Origin of the sequence: Vibrio rhodolitus, from assembly GCF_003350325.1 — a bacterium.
In the GTDB taxonomy this organism is placed as follows: Bacteria; Pseudomonadota; Gammaproteobacteria; order Enterobacterales; family Vibrionaceae; genus Vibrio; species Vibrio rhodolitus.
Genome location: NZ_QLYZ01000026.1, coordinates 64171 through 82459 on the forward strand (window position 1 = coordinate 64171; position 18289 = coordinate 82459).

Sequence of the window (18289 nt, forward strand, 5' to 3'; positions counted from 1 at the left end):
TTAATATCCTACCCCGACCAACAACCAAACGATAACTAACCACATCACAACCACCCAAAGCAGCGTCGTTTTATTTAATAATGAGCAGGCTTTGGCGATATCTTTGCTGGTTGCGAAACAACCTACGCCCATAGGCGGCTTTTGCTGCCAGACACCGTGATAACACACTCGCCCACCTAATTGAATTTCTAGCGCGCCTGCCCCTGAGCACATAACAACGCCGCCATTTGGACTTGAGCAAAGCTTGGCTTGGCGAGAGATGCATTGAATAGCAAGATGGGCATTACCTAGCATCGCATAGCCAAAAGCCGTCATTCTGGCAGGCAAATAGCCGAGTAGATCATCCGCTTTTGCTGCGAAAAAGCCAAACTCTAGGTATTTTTCATTTTTGTAGCCCCACATCGCATCGAGGGTATTTACTAAGCGAAATAAAAGTGCACCAGGAGCGCCAAATAATAACGTCCAAAACAAAACACCTATCACCGCATCGTTGCCATTTTCCAACACCGATTCCACCGCAGCGATGGATATTTGCTCTTGATCCATTTCACTGGCATCACGGCTAACAATCATCTGCACCGCATTGCGCGCACCAGCAAGATCACCTTGATGAAGAGGATAATAGATTGCCATAGCATGCTGAACTAGACTTTTGCCTCCAAGGCATAAATAGACTAACAAAACATCGGCAGCCCATTTTAGTGGCGAGAATGAGATGGATATACTTATGAGCCAATAACCAAAAACCAAAGGCAAAACCGCGCAACACCAGGTGAAAAAACCTTTCATTTTAGTACTACTGCGACACTTCTCGCGATAAACGTTTTCTAAGTATTTTGCTAATCGTCCAAAGCCGACAAGAGGATGAAACACTCGAGGTTCCCCTAATACTTTGTCCAAAACTAACGCCGCGCTGAATAGCATGACAACGTAGAGTAAACTCTCACCTAACAGCACAGATTTCCCTCAATTCTGGCGTAAAAAAGCTAGCTTAGCGGGCAACCGTTAAAGAGCAAGCGCTTTAGGCAAAGAAACAATGATTAATAATCAATTAACTGGGCAAGCATACCGATGAGGGATCGTGGGGTTATTTTGGCCTTGAGAACACCACCGTAAATTAACAATACATTTACCCTTAGGTAAAAATAATTTTATTTACGGAACTATACACATATACTTACAACAAACTCATTAGTCTTATAAATCATTCAAGGAATCGATATGCGTAACTTGATTACCTTGCTGTTGTGCTGTTTTAGCACTTTGGTTTTAGCCTCGCCTCTTAAGATCCATCTTGCTGACGGTCGAACTGTTGATACCGATATGGCGAGCTTGTTGCAGGAATTTCCCACCACCAGCTTTGAAACGCGCTTACCTTGGTTTCCGGATCAGCGCTCGTTTTCCGGTATACCAGTGACAAAACTTATCGAGCGATACGGCGACAGCAACACGTTTGCCGTCACGTTCCTTGCGCTTAACGACTATGCGGCTACCAGCACTGTCGAAGATATCCGAAATTTTTCGCCAATTGTTGCGGTCAAGATGAATGGAGAGCCAATGAAAGTAAGGCACAAAGGACCTTATTGGCTTATTTTCAATCTAAACAAACACCCAGAAATTGATAACGTCGCCTACCATTCACAGATGGTATGGCAAATCGATGAGATTATTTTACACAACAAAGACAATGATTAATAAAAACAAAAATGCTTCATTTTCCAGTTTGTTATCTCGTGCAAAAGCGTTGCTGATTGTATTGTCGGTGGTGCTTATTTTAGCCAATTTTTACGTGCTATCTGAAACTCGCCAACTTGCACGCTCTTTTTCTGAGCAGCAGAACCAAGCTACTTGGTCTTTGTTTCAACTCACCAAAGAGTTTTCCGCTTTGATGGTACTCGCTCCACTGTCTGCCAGTAATAAAATACAACGCCAAAAAACTCAACTCGCTTACGAATTGACGTGGAGCCGCTTTGATATTTTGCTCACTGCAAAAGAAGCCGATAGTTTTATGAGTATTGAAGGCGCACGTCCCTTCTTCAGCCAACTCTTTGAACGATATAGCACATTAGAAGAACTGGTTTTCGCATTGCATAGCGAACAACAAGCCGTTGAACTCACTAAGCAGCTCGACGCCATTTATAAAGAGTTGCTCGGTTACATGAATCATAACTTTCGTATCAAGAATCCTTTCTATCAAGAGCAAACAGAGCAAGTAAAACTACTCGACCAAACCCAAATAGGTCTGATGTTGCTGCTGTTTTCTTGCGCTGCGCTTGTCGGTTACATTTTGCACTTGGAATCAGAAGCGAATAAACAGTTGGCGATGACTGACTCTCTCACCCAAATTCCAAATCGTTTGGCGATGGCGCAAGACCTAAATCAGCATATTGAGCAGCATCAGCCATTTACACTATGTTTGCTCGATCTCAACGGTTTTAAACAAATTAACGATCGTTATGGTCACCAGGCGGGGGATCGTGCTTTGCAGACTCTTGCGGCGAGATTTATGAGCAGTAACAACAGCCAATACTTTTCCTCGTACCGGATCGGCGGGGATGAATTTGCCCTTGTGCTGCGCCAACAAGACAGCAATCAAATGGAACACGCGCTTAATTGCGCCTTAGATTGTTTTAATCAAGAAATCGAAATTGCTGAGGGAACGTTTTACGGTCTTTCTGCTAGTGTCGGGCTCGCTACTTATCCGAATCAAGCTAACTGCTACAGCGATCTGATTAAGATTGCTGATAAAAACATGTATCAAATGAAGTTTGCCACCCGTACTCACAGCCGCCAAACCTAATTTGAGCCTGTTTAGGTACAAAAAAGCCCCTCACATGGAGGGGCAAAAGTTACCATCGCTTATAGTTATAGTGTAGTGCCAGTAAATTGTTATCAACCAAAGTCACCATTCACGTAACCTTGAGTGCGGTCATCACGTGGAGCGCTGAAGATCACGTCGGTTGCATCATGCTCAACCAGTTCACCCATTAGGAAGAATGCGGTGCGATCTGAGATACGACGTGCTTGTTGCATTGAGTGTGTCACGATAACAATCGTAAACTTCTTCTTCAGCTCTTCCATCAACTCTTCGATTTTGTGTGTTGCAATCGGGTCTAGAGCTGACGTTGGTTCATCCATTAGAATTACATCAGGTTCCATGGCAATTGTGCGCGCAATACATAGACGCTGTTGCTGACCACCAGAAAGACCAAATGCATGTGATTTAAGACGATCTTTTACTTCATCCCATAGAGCGGCGCCACGTAGTGAACGCTCAACCACTTCATCAATGTACTTTTTGTCTTTGATACCTTGAGCACGCAGACCGTAAGCGACGTTCTCATAGATGCTCATTGGGAACGGGTTTGGCTTTTGGAAAACCATACCAACTTTGATACGCAGGTCAGCGACATCGATGTTGCCATAGATATCTTCATCATCCATGGTCAACTTACCGGTAATTTTTACGCCTTCAATCAGGTCATTCATGCGGTTTAAACAGCGCAGCAGTGTTGATTTGCCACAGCCTGAAGGACCAATCAATGCCGTTACTTGACGCTCAGGGATTGGTAAGTTGATTGACTTAAGCGCTTGGTTTTCGCCGTAAAATAGATCTAGGTTTTCAATACTAAATTTGTTCATTTTGTTTATCTCTTAATTCTTAAATTCGTCTGTAATGTGCTTTAGCTTAGTAAGTAGCAGTATTAAAACGGCTTGCAATCAATTTGGTTACCATGTTGATAACCAGCACTACTACAATCAGCACTGTCGCTGTACCGTACGCTTGGTTCCATTCTTCAATGGTGAATAGCTCGGTAGTTAATTTGTAAAGGTGTACTGTCAGGGTTCGACCCGAATCCAGCAGCGAGTCTGGAATACGCGCTACCATACCTGCGGTTAAGAACACAGGCGCAGATTCACCAATTACACGACCAATACTCAGAATGACCGAAGTTAAGATACCTGGCATTGCACTTGGCAAAATTAGACGCCAGATGGTGTAGATTCTTGAAGAGCCTAGGGCATATGAGCCTTCGCGGTACGTTTGTGGTACTGCCATTAGCGCTTCTTCAGTGGTACGAATAATCACAGGTAGGATTAAGATACTCAGTGTTAGTGCGCCCGATAGAATCGAGAAGCCCAAACCAAGAATGCCTACAAAGAAAGTCATACCAAATAGACCAAAGATGATTGACGGGATACCGGCAAGAGATTCAGTACAGAAACGAATCACTTTAACTAGGCGGCTACCCACTTTCGCATACTCAGTCAGATAAATTGCAGTCATGATGCCCAGTGGCGCTGCAACTGCGATTGACGCAAATACCATGTAGATAGTTGAGACAATCATTGGGAAGATGCCGTGCTCATCCCCTGTTCTTGTGTAGTTGTCGGTAATAAAGTTCCAATCAACATGTTGTAAACCGTTAGATAGGATGTACCAAATAATCCAGAATAAAAACCCAACGGTCAACGCGGCTGCTGCCCAAATAAAACCATTTAGCACTTGGTCTTTCACTTGGCGAGCTTGTTTAAGTTTTGCAAAATCCATCGTCATCACCCGTCTTATTTCGCTTTTTGGCGGTTTAGGTATAGTAGCGCGGCGTTCAGTCCCATGATAAACACCAGTAGAACCACACCCGTTGCGTATAGTGCATTGGCGTGTACGCCACTTGCGTAAGACATTTCAATCGCAATGTTCGCGGTTAGTGTACGTGCTGAGTCTAAAATGCCCTGTGGCATCGCTGGCGCGTTACCCATTACCATGATGATTGCCATGGTTTCGCCCAAAGCACGACCGATACCCAAGATCACGCCAGTCATAATGCCTGAACGAGCAGCTGGAACAAGAAGCTTAAAGATGGTGTAGATTTTTGATGCGCCTAATGCCAACGAACCTTCTTTGTACGTACGTGGAACTGCGCGAATTGACGTTTCTGATACAGTAATAACTGTTGGCAGAATCATCACACCCAACACGATGATACCCGCTAAGATGGTGTTACCCGCTGGTACATTAAAAATGTCTTGGATAAGTGGAACGATGATTACCAAGCCAAAGAAGCCGTAAACCACAGAAGGAATACCCGCAAGCAGCTCAACTGCCGGGCGAATAATGTCTGCAACGCGTTTAGGCGCGATTTCAGCAATAAAGATGGCTGTCAGTACACCCACTGGTACACCCACGACGACAGCGCCAAAAGTTGACACCATAGAGGCGACAATCATGGTCGCAACACCGTATAAAGCTGGCGGTAACCAGTCTTGTCCAAATACGATGCCTGTTACACCTGCTTCTTGGAATGCAGGGATAGATTCTTTAACAATGAAATAGGCAATTACTGATAGAGATACAATCCCGATAACAGCACTGGTCAGAAATAAGCCATGGAAAATGCGCTCTTTCCAATCTACTCGCTTCTTGGCGCGTAGACCCGACTTAGCAATTTGAGTCGCTTCAGTGTTCATAAGCTTTTCACTATTTGTTGCGATGGTCATAAATAAATCTCACTAGACTGGCGTGATTAAGACAACCAGCTGTGAAAGAAAGAGCTCAGCCCAATGCGGGCTGAGCAAGGGTAATTCTATTAATTCAAATCTATCGCTAGATTAGTTAACTGAGATGTAGCCTTTTTGGTCTACTAGTGCTTGTGCGTCGTCAGATACCATCCAATCTAGGAATTTCTGAGCTTCTGCTGAAGGCTTGCCTTCTTTGTATAGCACTAGGAAAGGACGCGCGACTTCGTAAGATTTGTTCTTAACGTTGTCTACTGTTGGCTCTGTACCGTTGATTGCTAGCGCATTAACTGAGTTATCCACTGTACCTAGTGAGATGTAGCCAATTGCGTATGGGTTAGATGCAACCATAGTCTTAAGTGCACCGTTGCCGTTTGCTACTTGAGCGCGTTGAGAGATTGCCGATACTTTTACATCACCAATCTTTTTCTTAAGCTTCATGATGTCTTCAAATGCACCGCGCGTACCAGAAGCGGTATCACGAGTAATTGCGACGATAGGCTTATCCGCACCACCAACCTGTTTCCAGTTTGTTACTTCACCTTTGTAGATTGCTGTTACTTGCTCAGCAGTTAGACCTTGAAGGTCGTTTTTAGGGTTAACAACAACTGCGATACCGTCTAGAGCCACTGTTAGTTCTTTCAGTGCTGGCTCTTTTTCAGAATCTTTTAGGTTACGTGAAGACATACCTAAGTCTGCACTACCATTTTTTGCTGCTTTAACGCCTGCCGATGAGCCCGGTCCTTGGACTTCAATGAATACGCTTGGATTTGTCTTCATGTATGTTTCAGAGAAAACTTCCATCAGCGGAGTCACACTGCTAGAACCTACTGCTGAGATAGTTTCTTTCGCTAGAGCTGGAGTTACTGTCAGAGTACCTAGTAGTGCGATTGCACCGATAACTGTCTTTTTCATCACAATTTCCTTTAATGGCTTTATTGCCGTTGTGTTTCATTCAACGGTTGTCACTTTAGAATCCGAATATGACAGTTGTGTTTCACTTAATTGAAGCCTATATGACATTTCATCGCGTATTGAATCAATTCGTACAAATAGCATTCAGCTTGGTTATTTTTCATTCTTAGCCAAGATTGCGGAGTAGATTATCTTGTTACTTCACTGGGATTTAGATGCTAAAAAGCCAGCCGACAATGCCGACTGGCTCAAGCCCAACAACGTTGGTTTGCAGGAGCATAATTGTCTGGGTGAAAGACAAATATACTTGGGGGAACTGTAATATAGCGTTCACGCTATCTTCGCGTAGATTGTAATAATCCTGCTGCGTTGATCATTGCATCTTTGGTGCACACATCGATGATCTTGATATTGCTAAACCGCTCAGGGTCCTTAATTGCCACATCATGAGCGAAGATCACGCAACGCGCATTTCTAATGTCGGTACTGGTTATGCGGTTATTTATACCGTTGGCACCTTGGGTTTCCACCTTTATCTTAATACCCATGGTATGCGCCGCTTTCTCAAGCGACTTTGCCGCCAAGAAAGTATGTGCCACGCCTGATGGACAAGATGTTACTGCCAGCACATCAGCCACACCTTCACCTTCCACCGATGAGTAAGCTTGTCTTGTTGTCAGACTTTCCTCATCTTCAGCGACGGTTTTCTTTAGTAGTATCGCTATCGTTGCTGTCGTTAATGCGCCCGCTAACGTACCAACAATGTAGCCCAGCTTGCCATCAACCACTGGCAGTACTATCCAACCGCCCCACGGCGCGTGGTTAAGCACATGGAACATAAAGCCGACCACGTTACCGACAATACCGCCAGCAACAATCGCTGGCAGAACTCGAGCTGGGTCCGCCGCGGCAAACGGAATCGCACCTTCACTGATGCCAATCATACCCATGATACCCGCCGCCTTACCGGCTTCGCGTTCATCACGTTTAAATTTCTTTGGCGCTAATACTGTCGCTAACGCCATACCCAATGGCGGGGTACAAATTGCGATACCCACACCGCCCATCAGCCAGGGCTGGGTATTGACTTGGGTTTGCGCAAACAAAGTCGCCACTTTATTGATAGGTCCGCCCATATCAAAAGCCGTCATCGCGCCAAGCACTGTACCTAATAGCATCTTGCCTGAACCGGCTAGCCCAGCGAGCCAATCATTGAGCGATGCCATCGCACTGGCGATCGGCGCTCCAATAAGCCACATCACCGCGCCGCAAGTCACAAACGTGCCGATTAGCGGGTAAATGAAAATCGAACTCAGCGATGCCATGCTGTCAGGCAATTGAATTTTCTTTAACGCAGCAACGGTATAGCCCGCAATAAAACCGACAATAATAGCGCCTAAAAAACCTGTATTGTAATGACTCACTGCTATCCAAGAGCCAATCATGCCCGGCGCTAAACCCGGCTTATCCGCAATCGAGTAAGCAATGTAACCACCCAGCACAACGGTAAACAGGGTTAAGCCCGCGATACCCATCTGCGCCACATCCGCAAGGATGCCTTGCTCTGGCAATGCGCCGTGTCCTGACATCATCACCGACAAAGAGAGCAAGACCCCACCCGCGACGATAAACGGGATCATATGGGAAGTACCAAACAGCAAGTGTTCTTTTCCACGCGCTAACTGTTGCTTCCAAACACTTTGCGGCTCACTAATGGTTTCAAAACAGGTCGCATCATTGCTCTCTGACTGATTCGCTTCAATATCCGTGAGCAGCTCTAACGCTTGCTGCGATGATTCAGCAGCCTTTAACTTTGCGACAAAATCATCTTCAATTAACTTGGATGAAATCTGTGCCAGCACTTCAATATGGTGGTGATCATCACCATTAGGTGATGCCAACATAAAGAACACATCGGATAGCTCGCCATCTTCTGCGCCGTAATCAATCCCAGCTCGACTGATGCCGATCACCACACCGGGCTTAAGCACCGCATCACTTTTGGCATGCGGGATGGCAATGCCATCTTCAAATCCTGTATTGCCAATTTGCTCACGCTTCCAAATATCACGTAAAAATTGGTCTTTATCAGAGAGCCTACCGGTGCAATCGAGAATATCGACCAACTCAGCCAATACTTCCTCTTTAGTTTGCGCCTGAAGATCGAGGCAAATGGTGTTTGTATCTAATAGCGTGGTGATATCCATTTTGTCTTACCTAACCATTCATGCGCACCGATAGATTAACCAGAGCGATAGCGACACGATATAGTACGAATCAATCATTAACTGGAGTAATGTAACACAGCTTTTAAACTGTGATAGAGGTCTAACCTTTACTTAGCTTATATCAATGCTTTCCGTTACTGATGTGCTAGTATCCTGCAAAAATAAAAAGCCGAGAATTACCATGAAAATTGTAGCGGTGACAGCGTGCCCTACCGGCATTGCACATACATATATGGCTGCTGATGCGCTAGTGAAAGCAGCACCAAAATTTAATGTTCAAATCAAAGTTGAAACTCAAGGTGCGATGGGTATTGAAAACCAACTCACCCCCCATGATATCGCCCATGCTGATAAAGTATTAATTGTCTCTGATATTGATATCGAGCAAGCTGCGCGCTTTGAAGGCACCAATAAGGTACATATCTCTATTGAGGAAGTCCTGCTCAATGTCGACAAGGTTTTTCAAGTGCATTGCCGCTAAACTAGCCTAATGAACGAATATCAAATCACCTTTCTGGTCGATAATCCAAGTGGCAGCGCCTACGTCGCGCAGCCACTCAATCGCTTAGCGAAAAAATTCAAATCGTCACTGCATATCATCAATATCACTCAAGATCGCTGCGCTGACCTGTGTAAGCCTTCTGCGATGTTGCGTGCCGGTTTGCAGCAAGGCGATTTATGCCAAATTACCGCAATCGGTATTGATGCCGAGCTTGCCTGCTTTGTACTAAAAGATATTATCGCCGAACACTTTAGCTTGGTCGGCGCGCATATTAACTATCAGTTCTCAAGCCAACTTGCTGAGCGATTACCGCAAATCAGCCCACCATGTGAGATAAAATGGCACTACGCCAAAGCGCAAACTGAGCTCACCAAATTCGAGTGTCTCAAAGGTTTAGCGCAGTTGATTTATCCGAAACACCCTGATGAACTGATCTTAGCGTTTGTTAAACGCGAAGAGCGCTCATCGACGTGTGTCACGCCCGGTATTGCCCTTCCCCACGTGATGTTTGCGAATGTCAGCGAAATCTCGATTGCCGTCATCAGTAATGATCAGGCGATAGATTGGGCATCACAAATGGGCGAAGTACATATTGCAATTGCTCTGGTAATGCCACAAGCCCCTTCTCGTGAGCAAATTGTTGCTGCCACCAACCTCACGCGCAATCTGCTTTCCGGTCAAATGGCAGAACGCTTGCTACTGACTCGCTCAAGTGTCGACTTACAAGCACTGCTAATGTACGCCATGTCACGCCTACTGGCTTGACGCTATTGGTGGCATAACCCTCGAAACTTTAGAGCATGGATTAAATCGAGCCACGGTATTCTGAAGGGGTACGCCCGGTTTTGTTTTTAAATACACGACAAAAGTAGTTCACATCTTTAAATCCACAGCGCACAGCTACTTCATTGAGTTTGAAATTGTATTTCTTAAGCATAAATTTAGCGCGATCGACCCGTACCCACGTAATGTAATCCGCTAACGTCATATGTCCTTGTTGGCGGAACAAACGTGACAAATGGTTCGCTGAAATACTAAAACGGTCAGCGATACTGTCACGCGTAATTTGGCGATGAAAGTTCTCTTGGATATAAATGCAGATCCCTTGATAAAGATCTTGCACACGATTGTGTGATTGCTCGACCGGTTGCTCAAGCATGATTTTGCTGTACTGCAGCAATGCTTGCAGCAACAGCTCATCCATTGGCTTTTTATTGCTTTCTCGCGCAAGAGAACTCAATGCTTCAAGAATGTTGTCGATAGCAAAACCAGAGCGAGTTTGAATACTGTGCTTTTGAATATCATAAAAGCCGGCTTCACCTTTGCGTTTACTGACAAAGCTCAGACCCAGCTGCCTGCGACCAAATAGCATACTCAGCACGGAACAATCGCTATCCCAATTCGGCTTATTCCAACAGTTTGGCGGGATAAAAATTGCATCACCTGGCTTAGCGACGATTCTTTGCACTTTTCTTTCGTGATCTTCCATCTCATTGATGTATTCACCATCCAGCACCAACTCTAAACGCGGAAAGTTAACCTGATAACTGCACTCTGGCGGTGTGTGAAAATCTCCAGCAAACCAAATGTTATGGAAAGGTTCGCGTTCACTTAAAACGGTTGAAATCAGGTCATGGAAAATCATCTTGGCACTCTCAAAATGCACCTATGGTGCTATAAATCTAGGTATAAACCCTAAGTTTAAAAATCGCTATAGCGTCAAATCACAACTCCAGTTAGTGGTTACAATATTACAGAAAAAGCCTCTATTTTCCAGCACAACACCCACCAACCCAGTTCATAACCTTGAATTTACTGAACCAACATCGACATTACTTATTTCCCCCCAGCCTCAACCAGTTACATATTTCCAGATCACAGTTTGATTAGCGATCTAGTTCACACTCTGTTTTTAGTGATACAAAAATCCAGTCAATGCACTTTTTCTTCACTACCTAACTTTTATAAAACCTCACAAAATAGCCTCAATAGATAACGATAAAAAATAGGGGTGTGAGATGATCACAAAACTTATTAATCAAGATTTGATTTCGCTTGATCTTAAAGCGACAACTAAAGAAGAGGTTTTCCTAGAGCTGATTGACGTATTACATGCTCAAGGTCGAATTTCAGACAAAGCACAATTTCTAGCTGACATTAAAGCACGTGAAGAACTGGGTAACACTGGTTTTGAAGAAGGCGTTGCATTGCCGCACGCAAAAAGCGCTGCGGTTATTGAGCCAGCGGTTGTGATTGGTGTGAGCCGCACGGGTATTGAATACGGTGCAGAAGACGGCTTGCCATCAAAACTATTTTTCATGATTGCCTCTCCAGATGGCGGCGATAATCACCACATCGAAGTGCTTGCTGAACTCTCTTCAAAACTGATTGAAGATGGTTTCATTGAGCGTTTCTTTGCAGCTCAGAACAATCAAGAAGCACTTGCACTACTACTTGAAAAGCCTGAAGAACAAGCGGCTGTGCAAACTGACGTAAGCAAAGGCTTTGTTATCGGTGTAACCGGTTGTCCTGCTGGTGTAGCGCACACTTACCTTGCCGCAGAAGCGCTAGAAAAAGGTGCAGCCGAGCTAGGTTACGAAATCAAAGTAGAAACTAACGGCTCTATCGGCGTTAAAAACAGCCCGACTGACGAAGAAATTGCTCGTGCAGACGCAATCATCGTGGCTTGTGACAAACAAGTCGACATGGCGCGCTTTGCTGGTAAACGCTTAGTTGAAACCAACGTTAAAGCGCCAATCCGCGATGCAAAAGGTCTGATTAACCAAGCGCTGAGTGCGCCTGCTTACCAAGCATCGGCTTCAGCAAGCAAAGCGACAACCGCAGAGAAAGCGTCACAAACTCGCTCTGACCTATACCGCTACCTAATGAATGGCGTATCACACATGATCCCATTCGTAGTAACCGGTGGTCTATTGATCGCACTTGCATTGGCTATTGGTGGTAAACCAACCGAAGCGGGTATGGCAATTCCAGATGGCAGCATGTGGAACCAAATCCTCAACGTAGGTGTGGTTGCCTTTACGCTGATGATCCCAATTCTAGCGGGTTACATTGCTTACGCGATCGCTGACCGCCCTGCTCTAGCACCTGGTCTAATCGGTGGTTGGATTGCAAACAACGGTTCATTCTACGGTGCAGAAGCAGGTACTGGTTTTATCGGAGCTATCATTGCTGGTCTACTTGTTGGTTACTTTGTGAAGTTCATTACTTCAATCAACTACCACAAGTTCATCCAACCGCTTGTACCTATCATGATCGCGCCAATTACAGGTTCGCTATTTATCGCTGGTCTATTCATCTTTGTTATTGGCGCGCCAATCGCAAGCTTGATGGATGGTCTAACCGCAATGCTAACTAGCATGAGCACAGGTAACGTTGTTCTGCTAGGTATTGTTCTAGGTGGTATGGCTGGTTTTGACATGGGTGGTCCATTCAACAAAGTAGCGTTCCTATTCTCTGTAGGTATGATTGCAAGTGGTCAAACACAGTTCATGGGCGCAATGGCGTGTGCTATCCCTGTAGCACCACTTGGTATGGCGCTAGCGACAGTGCTTGGTCGTAAACTTGATCTATTCGAAGCTTCTGAAATCGAAGCAGGTAAAGCATCAGGTGCAATGGGTCTAGTGGGTATCTCAGAAGGTGCTATCCCATTTGCGGCGCAAGACCCAATGTCAGTAATTCCTGCTAACGTGCTTGGTTCAATGGTTGCAGCAGTAATGGCATTCTCATTTGGCATCACCAACAGCGTAGCGCACGGTGGTCCAGTGGTTGCTCTTCTAGGTGCAATGAACCTGCCAATCCTTGCTCTAGTATGTATGGCATCAGGCGCGGTAGTAACAGCACTGACCTGTGTAACACTTAAGAAAATCCGTAAGGCGAAACAAATTGCAGCTACTGCATAACTCGCTATAAACTCTCTAGGCCTAGGCAATTTTGCTTAGGCCTTGTTGCATTTCAAGCTTGCATATTTATGGTGACAATGATGTCTGATTTCCGTACTGATAATAACGCTAACCTACACCCTGTTTTCTTCCCGATGACTAACGTCATCCAAAACTACGCATGGGGTAGCACTACCTCGGTAAACCAACTGTTTGGTATTGAAAACCCATCAGCTGAACCACAAGCTGAAGTTTGGATGGGCGCGCACCCTAACGGCTGTTCTATGGTTGAAAGCCTAGGTACAACAACCAAACTTTCTGAGCTGATTGGCAGTGATATGAACGCTTTTCTAAGCGAAAAAGTTGCTAAGCGTTTTGGTGAACTGCCTTACCTGTTTAAGATCCTAGCGGCTGAAAAAGCACTTTCAATTCAAGTGCACCCAAATAAACAGCAAGCAGAAGCTGGTTTTGCTCGCGAAGAGCAACAAGGTATTGAGCTTTCTGCGGCTAACCGTAATTACAAAGATCCAAACCACAAACCTGAATTGGTTTACGCCCTGACCTCTTACCAAGCGATGAACGGCTTCCGCGCGACTGAAGAGATCATTGCGAACTTCACTCGTTTAGATATTCCAGAGCTCGCTACTCTGCTTGCAAGTCTTGTAGCAAACCAAACAGTGCAAGGTCTGAGTGACTTCTTCTCTGGCTTGCTTTCTCTGCAAGGTGAAGAGAAAGATAAAGCGCTGGCAGCATTACTTACTTATGCCAACAACTCTCAAGACCCATTAATGGCACTGATTGTTGAACTTGAGACACAATACCCTGGTGATATTGGTCTGTTTGTACCGCTAACACTGAACATCATCACGCTTGAGCCGGGTCAAGCGATGTTCCTAGATGCAGAAACGCCACACGCATACATTAAAGGCACTGGTCTTGAAATCATGGCAAACTCAGACAACGTACTACGTGCTGGTCTAACGCCGAAATACATGGACATTGAAGAGCTCGTTGCTTGTACAATTTTCAAAGAGAAGCCTTTCGATACACTGCTACTAGAGCCTAACGTAAATGACGAAGTGCTGGAGTACCCTATCCCAGTTGAAGACTTTAAGTTCGCGATTATCCCAAGCTCTACAGCGCGTACAATCGAGATCGACAGCGCCGAAATCCTTCTACCTCTAGATGGAACAATGACCCTAACTCACAGCAATGGTCAACGTTGCGTGATTGAGAAAGGTCAATCTGTGTTTATTCCTGCTTACGCCGAGCACTACACCCTAGAGTGTCAAGGTCGCGTAGCGCGCGCTTATAGTTAGTCTAAGTTCGCTTTCGATAAATAGACTAAGCCCTGCAATGCAGGGCTTTTGTTTTGGCAGGATAATAGCTGGGTCATGCTGAAACACGTTATTCTTATAGCTCTTACAAACACTTTAATTGTAAAAACACATCAAAAATCGCTTAGAAAGCCATTAGCTCTTATTCAAGATTTATCTCGTCATTTAATGGTTCTAAGCCGTCTCTGATTGCCCTTCTTTCTATTGAGCCAAGAATGTAGCTTTATTTTGATCCGAGTTAGCTACGTACAGAAAATAATGACCCTTATCACACTCAGATTCGCTTGATACAAAAGTATAGTGATTGGATTTTTTTTGCTATTTCGCCAAATAAGCAATTGATTTAATTTTAACTCAGAACAGGAATACTCAGAGTTAAAAAATGATTACTACACTAACCAACGTCAATTTAATCAAGCACCAACTTCAAGCTAACAATAAAAAAGAAGTCTTTGAAGAGTTGGCTCAAGCATTATTTGAAAACAACCGTATTAATAGCAAAGAAGCTTTTCTTTCTGATATCGAAGCACGTGAAGCGGTAAGTGTTACTTCAACTGAAGGCATCGCTTACCCACACGCGAAAAGCAAAGCGGTTATCGAGCCTGCTATCGCAGTAGGTGTAAAGCGTGAAGGTATCGAGTACGGCGACGAAGATGGCATCAAACCGACCGTGTTTTTTATGATTGCATCACCAGATAACGGTGCTGATCATCATATTTATGTACTACAAGAACTATTCGGAAAATTCAGCGATGAATTTATCGAAGAAATAAACAATGCACAAAACCAAGAACAAATTCTAAATATTTTAATCAATTCATAGGTGGAATAATTATGAGTACCCTAACAGCTCAAGCTACCAATAATAATAGTGATCTCAAAAAGACACTTAGCACTTTAAAGGGGCACCTACTTTTTGGTACCTCTCATATGTTACCTTTTATCGTTGCTGGTGGTGTTTTACTTGCTCTTGCGGTAATGGCGTCAGGTAAAGGTGCCGTTCCTGCAGACGGTCTACTAGCAGATATATCTAACATCGGTATTAAAGGTCTAGTTCTATTCCCAATCATCCTAGGTGGTTTCATCGGTTACTCAATCGCCGACAAACCTGCACTTGCTCCAGCAATGATCTCTTCAGGCATCATGGCTGATATGGGCGGCGGTTTCCTAGGCTGTATCGTAGCGGGTTTCATCGCGGGTGGCGTGGTTTTCCAACTTAAGAAAATCCCTCTATCACCAAACATGACGGCATTAGGCGCATACTTCATTTATCCTCTAATCGGTACACTAGTTTCTGCGGGTATCGTTCTATGGGGTATCGGTGAGCCAATCAAACTGTTCATGACTTCTATGAACGAGTTCCTAGCTTCGATGGCTGGCGCATCTAAAGTAGTTCTAGGTACTATCCTAGGTGGTATGACAGCATTCGACATGGGTGGTCCAATCAACAAAGTTGCAACGCTATTCGCTCAAACTCAAGTTGATACTCAACCTTGGCTAATGGGTGGTGTTGGTATCGCTATCTGTACACCGCCTCTAGGTATGGCTCTAGCGACTTTCCTATTCAAGAAGAAATTCACTAAAGAAGAGCAAGAAGCAGGTAAAGCAGCAGCAATCATGGGTTCAATTGGTATCTCTGAAGGTGCAATCCCATTCGCAGCAAACGACCCAATGCGAGTTCTTCCTTCAATCGTAGCGGGTGGTATCGTAGGTTGTGTATTCGGTTTCCTAACTGACATCCTATTGCACGCACCATGGGGCGGTCTAATCACGGCACCTGTTTCAAGCAACATCCCAATGTACGTAGTCGGTATCGCACTAGGCTCTCTAACTACCGCTCTTATCGTTGGTTTTTGGAAGCCAGTAGCAGAAGAGCAAGCTGAAGAAGAAACTGAGGTAGCAGCACCAGTTCAAGCAGCGGCAGCAGCGCCTGTAGCAGGCGAAGGCGAGTACGATGTAGTAGCAGTTACATGTTGCCCATCAGGCGTAGCACACACTTTCATGGCAGCGAAAGCGCTAGAAAAAGCAGGTGCAGCAGCAGGCATCAAGATTAAAGTTGAGACTCAAGGTCAAAACGGCATCCAAAACCGCATTACTGACCTAGACGTAGCAAACGCTAAACTAGTTATCCTTGCTCACGATATTCAAGTTAAAGATGCACACCGCTTCGCTAACGCTAAAGTGATTGAGTGTTCAACCAAAGAAGCAATGAAGCAAGCAGCAACCTTGATTCAATCATAAATTTTCATCTCTAGCTCCTAACGGTTAGATTGAAAAACAGAGCCGATACCTAGGTATCGGCTTTTTCTATTTCACTCCCCTATTCACATTACAAATTGTTGTAAACCATAGACGTGGCTTTCGACGCTAATCAATTATCCATACCCGTCGCAAAAAAACGGTAAATTCTGCAACTCTGTTTTACATACAAAAAGTAAAATCATAGATTCTTAAGATGTATTCACCACCTTAAGCTATCAATGAATCAATCACTTACGTTAAATATCATTGATTTAATCGAAGATAGCTTACCCAATCTGGTTGCTCTAGATGACCTCGCAGAGCAATGTGGTTACAGTCGGTCATATATTCAACATCAATTCAAAGCAGAGACTGGCTTTTCAATTTCCTATTATCAACGCGCAAGAAATCTTAGCTTAGCGGCTTTGCGTCTGGCAGAAGGGCAACAACGCGTTTTAGATGTCGCTATCGAATTCGGCTTTGAATCACAAGAAGCATTTGCTCGCGCCTTTCGTCAATTTGGCGCCACTCAACCATCTCGATTATTAGGTCAAGGAACATGGGCACAGCGGTTGCATTTAGAACGTCTTGATGCAGAAATGTTGGCACAACTCAAACACTGTCAGACACTACCAATTCGCGTTTCCGAGCAACAGGCTAGTCGTTGGGGATGTTATGTTTTTACTGTTGATACGTGTAAACGCGACGTTTCTGTTGTCATTCAATCTATCACTGATGCATTTAAGCGTTTACAGCGCGAAGCTTGCGGCAAAACATTAAATTATGCACAAGCACAACTGTTTGAGTTTCGTGAGCACAACCAAAATGCCACCAGCACTTATCCAATGTCGATTGCGTTCCCATTCACCAGTGACGAAACTATCCCAGACGCGCTGCTTGAAGTCCAACTATCAGCTTGCCAACTTGCCGAGATCTCTTTGCCAAGCCCAAACTATATACCGATTATTTTCCATCACTTTTATCAGCGAATTTTCGATGAGCAGCAAAGCTATTTCGGCGGATTACCCGCCTTTTGGCGCTTTGATGAAACAACAGGTCAACTGCACCATCGATGCCAAATTGAACCTTGCCACTTGGTAGAGGCAGACCCAATGTGGGGGCTATTTGATGAAAACCATTTTATTGAGCTAAAAGGTACTTATACTGCGCAAAGCCGCTACGCGATCCCGCATTCTAAACGCGCAGGCACACGCAGACTGTCTACGTTAATAGGTGTTCTTAAGGATAAAATCCACGACTCACTCGTTTGTGATATCGCTTTCCAAATGCCAGTTGAAAATACTGATCAGCAATATCACTACACCATTGGCAATTTCTGTTCACAGCAAGAGAGCTCAGAAATAGGCAAGTCTTCGTACCTAATCGAGGGTTACTACCTCATCACCCAATGGCAAGGTGACAATGTATATCAACTGGAGAATGAGCTGGAAAGGTTTTATATTCGCTTATCCCAATACTCTAAATATCAATATCGAGCGGCGCCCGAATTGTTTAAGCAATTAACCATCAACCAGGATTCAATATCATTTGAGCTGCTAACTCCGGTTGAAAAGCGGTCTGCTTCTAGACAAAAATCCGTTTGGACGGTCGACTTGTAACGCCATACTTGGAATAAACTACCCTCTG

16 protein-coding genes are annotated in these 18289 nt (G+C 44.6%); 9 read left to right on the forward strand and 7 right to left on the reverse strand.

The window, feature by feature from the left end; genetic code table 11:
- A complete protein-coding gene (cbiB, locus tag DPF93_RS19070) occupies window positions 1-924 on the reverse strand; it encodes an adenosylcobinamide-phosphate synthase CbiB (RefSeq protein ID WP_114767662.1) in 924 nt (307 codons plus the stop codon).
- A 297-nt stretch (window positions 925-1221) separates the two neighbouring features.
- Between cbiB and DPF93_RS19075 the strand changes: the two genes are divergently transcribed.
- Window positions 1222-1695 carry a putative pterin-binding protein gene (locus tag DPF93_RS19075; RefSeq protein ID WP_114767634.1) on the forward strand — a complete coding sequence of 158 codons (474 nt, stop codon included), beginning with the start codon at window positions 1222-1224 and terminating at the stop codon, window positions 1693-1695.
- A complete protein-coding gene (locus tag DPF93_RS19080; RefSeq protein WP_114767635.1) occupies window positions 1688-2800 on the forward strand; it encodes a GGDEF domain-containing protein in 1113 nt (370 codons plus the stop codon). The genes DPF93_RS19075 and DPF93_RS19080 overlap by 8 nt, the downstream gene beginning before the upstream one ends.
- A 92-nt stretch (window positions 2801-2892) precedes the next feature.
- Here DPF93_RS19080 and pstB read toward each other — a convergent pair whose 3' ends face one another.
- The 5 genes from pstB to DPF93_RS19105 all read right to left on the reverse strand — a co-directional run bounded on the left by pstB (window position 2893) and on the right by DPF93_RS19105 (window position 8639).
- On the reverse strand, window positions 2893-3642 hold the full coding sequence (pstB, locus tag DPF93_RS19085) for a phosphate ABC transporter ATP-binding protein PstB (RefSeq protein ID WP_075649992.1): 750 nt from the start codon (window positions 3640-3642) through the stop codon (window positions 2893-2895).
- A 46-nt stretch (window positions 3643-3688) separates the two neighbouring features.
- Window positions 3689-4552, reverse strand: coding sequence for a phosphate ABC transporter permease PstA (pstA, locus tag DPF93_RS19090; RefSeq protein ID WP_075649991.1), 864 nt, complete (start codon window positions 4550-4552; stop codon window positions 3689-3691).
- Between the two features lie 14 nt (window positions 4553-4566).
- The gene (gene pstC / locus DPF93_RS19095) at window positions 4567-5499 is read right to left on the reverse strand and encodes a phosphate ABC transporter permease subunit PstC (protein ID WP_075649990.1); all 933 of its coding nucleotides are present in this window, start codon (window positions 5497-5499) and stop codon (window positions 4567-4569) included.
- 111 nt (window positions 5500-5610) lie between these two features.
- A complete protein-coding gene (locus DPF93_RS19100) occupies window positions 5611-6432 on the reverse strand; it encodes a phosphate ABC transporter substrate-binding protein (RefSeq protein ID WP_114767636.1) in 822 nt (273 codons plus the stop codon).
- 335 nt (window positions 6433-6767) lie between these two features.
- Entirely contained in the window at window positions 6768-8639 is a 1872-nt protein-coding gene (locus DPF93_RS19105; protein WP_114767637.1) for a fructose-specific PTS transporter subunit EIIC, read from the reverse strand.
- Window positions 8640-8841: 202 nt separating this feature from the next.
- Here DPF93_RS19105 and DPF93_RS19110 point away from each other — a divergent pair, with 202 nt between their 5' ends.
- Window positions 8842-9141, forward strand: coding sequence for a PTS fructose transporter subunit IIB (locus tag DPF93_RS19110; RefSeq protein WP_075649987.1), 300 nt, complete (start codon window positions 8842-8844; stop codon window positions 9139-9141).
- 9 nt (window positions 9142-9150) lie between these two features.
- Window positions 9151-9927 carry a PTS sugar transporter subunit IIA gene (locus tag DPF93_RS19115; protein ID WP_114767638.1) on the forward strand — a complete coding sequence of 259 codons (777 nt, stop codon included), beginning with the start codon at window positions 9151-9153 and terminating at the stop codon, window positions 9925-9927.
- A 40-nt stretch (window positions 9928-9967) separates the two neighbouring features.
- Here DPF93_RS19115 and DPF93_RS19120 read toward each other — a convergent pair whose 3' ends face one another.
- A complete protein-coding gene (locus tag DPF93_RS19120) occupies window positions 9968-10807 on the reverse strand; it encodes an AraC family transcriptional regulator (protein WP_075649985.1) in 840 nt (279 codons plus the stop codon).
- 373 nt (window positions 10808-11180) lie between these two features.
- On the opposite strand from DPF93_RS19120, the gene DPF93_RS19125 reads away from it, so the two are divergent.
- The 5 genes from DPF93_RS19125 to DPF93_RS19145 all read left to right on the forward strand — a co-directional run bounded on the left by DPF93_RS19125 (window position 11181) and on the right by DPF93_RS19145 (window position 18261).
- Window positions 11181-13085, forward strand: a complete 1905-nt coding sequence (locus tag DPF93_RS19125; RefSeq protein ID WP_114767639.1) for a PTS fructose transporter subunit IIABC — start codon at window positions 11181-11183, stop codon at window positions 13083-13085.
- Window positions 13086-13165: 80 nt separating this feature from the next.
- On the forward strand, window positions 13166-14383 hold the full coding sequence (manA, locus tag DPF93_RS19130) for a mannose-6-phosphate isomerase, class I (RefSeq protein ID WP_114767640.1): 1218 nt from the start codon (window positions 13166-13168) through the stop codon (window positions 14381-14383).
- A gap of 400 nt (window positions 14384-14783) precedes the next feature.
- The gene (locus DPF93_RS19135) at window positions 14784-15224 is read left to right on the forward strand and encodes a PTS sugar transporter subunit IIA (protein ID WP_114767641.1); all 441 of its coding nucleotides are present in this window, start codon (window positions 14784-14786) and stop codon (window positions 15222-15224) included.
- Between the two features lie 11 nt (window positions 15225-15235).
- Entirely contained in the window at window positions 15236-16642 is a 1407-nt protein-coding gene (locus tag DPF93_RS19140; RefSeq protein ID WP_114767642.1) for a PTS fructose transporter subunit IIBC, read from the forward strand.
- Between the two features lie 239 nt (window positions 16643-16881).
- Entirely contained in the window at window positions 16882-18261 is a 1380-nt protein-coding gene (locus DPF93_RS19145) for a helix-turn-helix transcriptional regulator (protein WP_114767643.1), read from the forward strand.
- The last annotated feature ends 28 nt before the right edge of the window (window positions 18262-18289 follow it).

Bases quoted from the DNA above. Each gene is read 5' to 3' on its own strand.
- cbiB (WP_114767662.1), bottom strand. From the start codon at position 924: ATGCTATTCAGCGCGGCGTTAGTTTTGGACAAAGTATTAGGGGAACCT.
- DPF93_RS19075 (WP_114767634.1), top strand. From the start codon at position 1,222: ATGCGTAACTTGATTACCTTGCTGTTGTGCTGTTTTAGCACTTTGGTT.
- DPF93_RS19080 (WP_114767635.1), top strand. From the start codon at position 1,688: ATGATTAATAAAAACAAAAATGCTTCATTTTCCAGTTTGTTATCTCGT.
- pstB (WP_075649992.1), bottom strand. From the start codon at position 3,642: ATGAACAAATTTAGTATTGAAAACCTAGATCTATTTTACGGCGAAAAC.
- pstA (WP_075649991.1), bottom strand. From the start codon at position 4,552: ATGGATTTTGCAAAACTTAAACAAGCTCGCCAAGTGAAAGACCAAGTG.
- pstC (WP_075649990.1), bottom strand. From the start codon at position 5,499: ATGACCATCGCAACAAATAGTGAAAAGCTTATGAACACTGAAGCGACT.
- DPF93_RS19100 (WP_114767636.1), bottom strand. From the start codon at position 6,432: ATGAAAAAGACAGTTATCGGTGCAATCGCACTACTAGGTACTCTGACA.
- DPF93_RS19105 (WP_114767637.1), bottom strand. From the start codon at position 8,639: ATGGATATCACCACGCTATTAGATACAAACACCATTTGCCTCGATCTT.
- DPF93_RS19110 (WP_075649987.1), top strand. From the start codon at position 8,842: ATGAAAATTGTAGCGGTGACAGCGTGCCCTACCGGCATTGCACATACA.
- DPF93_RS19115 (WP_114767638.1), top strand. From the start codon at position 9,151: ATGAACGAATATCAAATCACCTTTCTGGTCGATAATCCAAGTGGCAGC.
- DPF93_RS19120 (WP_075649985.1), bottom strand. From the start codon at position 10,807: ATGATTTTCCATGACCTGATTTCAACCGTTTTAAGTGAACGCGAACCT.
- DPF93_RS19125 (WP_114767639.1), top strand. From the start codon at position 11,181: ATGATCACAAAACTTATTAATCAAGATTTGATTTCGCTTGATCTTAAA.
- manA (WP_114767640.1), top strand. From the start codon at position 13,166: ATGTCTGATTTCCGTACTGATAATAACGCTAACCTACACCCTGTTTTC.
- DPF93_RS19135 (WP_114767641.1), top strand. From the start codon at position 14,784: ATGATTACTACACTAACCAACGTCAATTTAATCAAGCACCAACTTCAA.
- DPF93_RS19140 (WP_114767642.1), top strand. From the start codon at position 15,236: ATGAGTACCCTAACAGCTCAAGCTACCAATAATAATAGTGATCTCAAA.
- DPF93_RS19145 (WP_114767643.1), top strand. From the start codon at position 16,882: ATGAATCAATCACTTACGTTAAATATCATTGATTTAATCGAAGATAGC.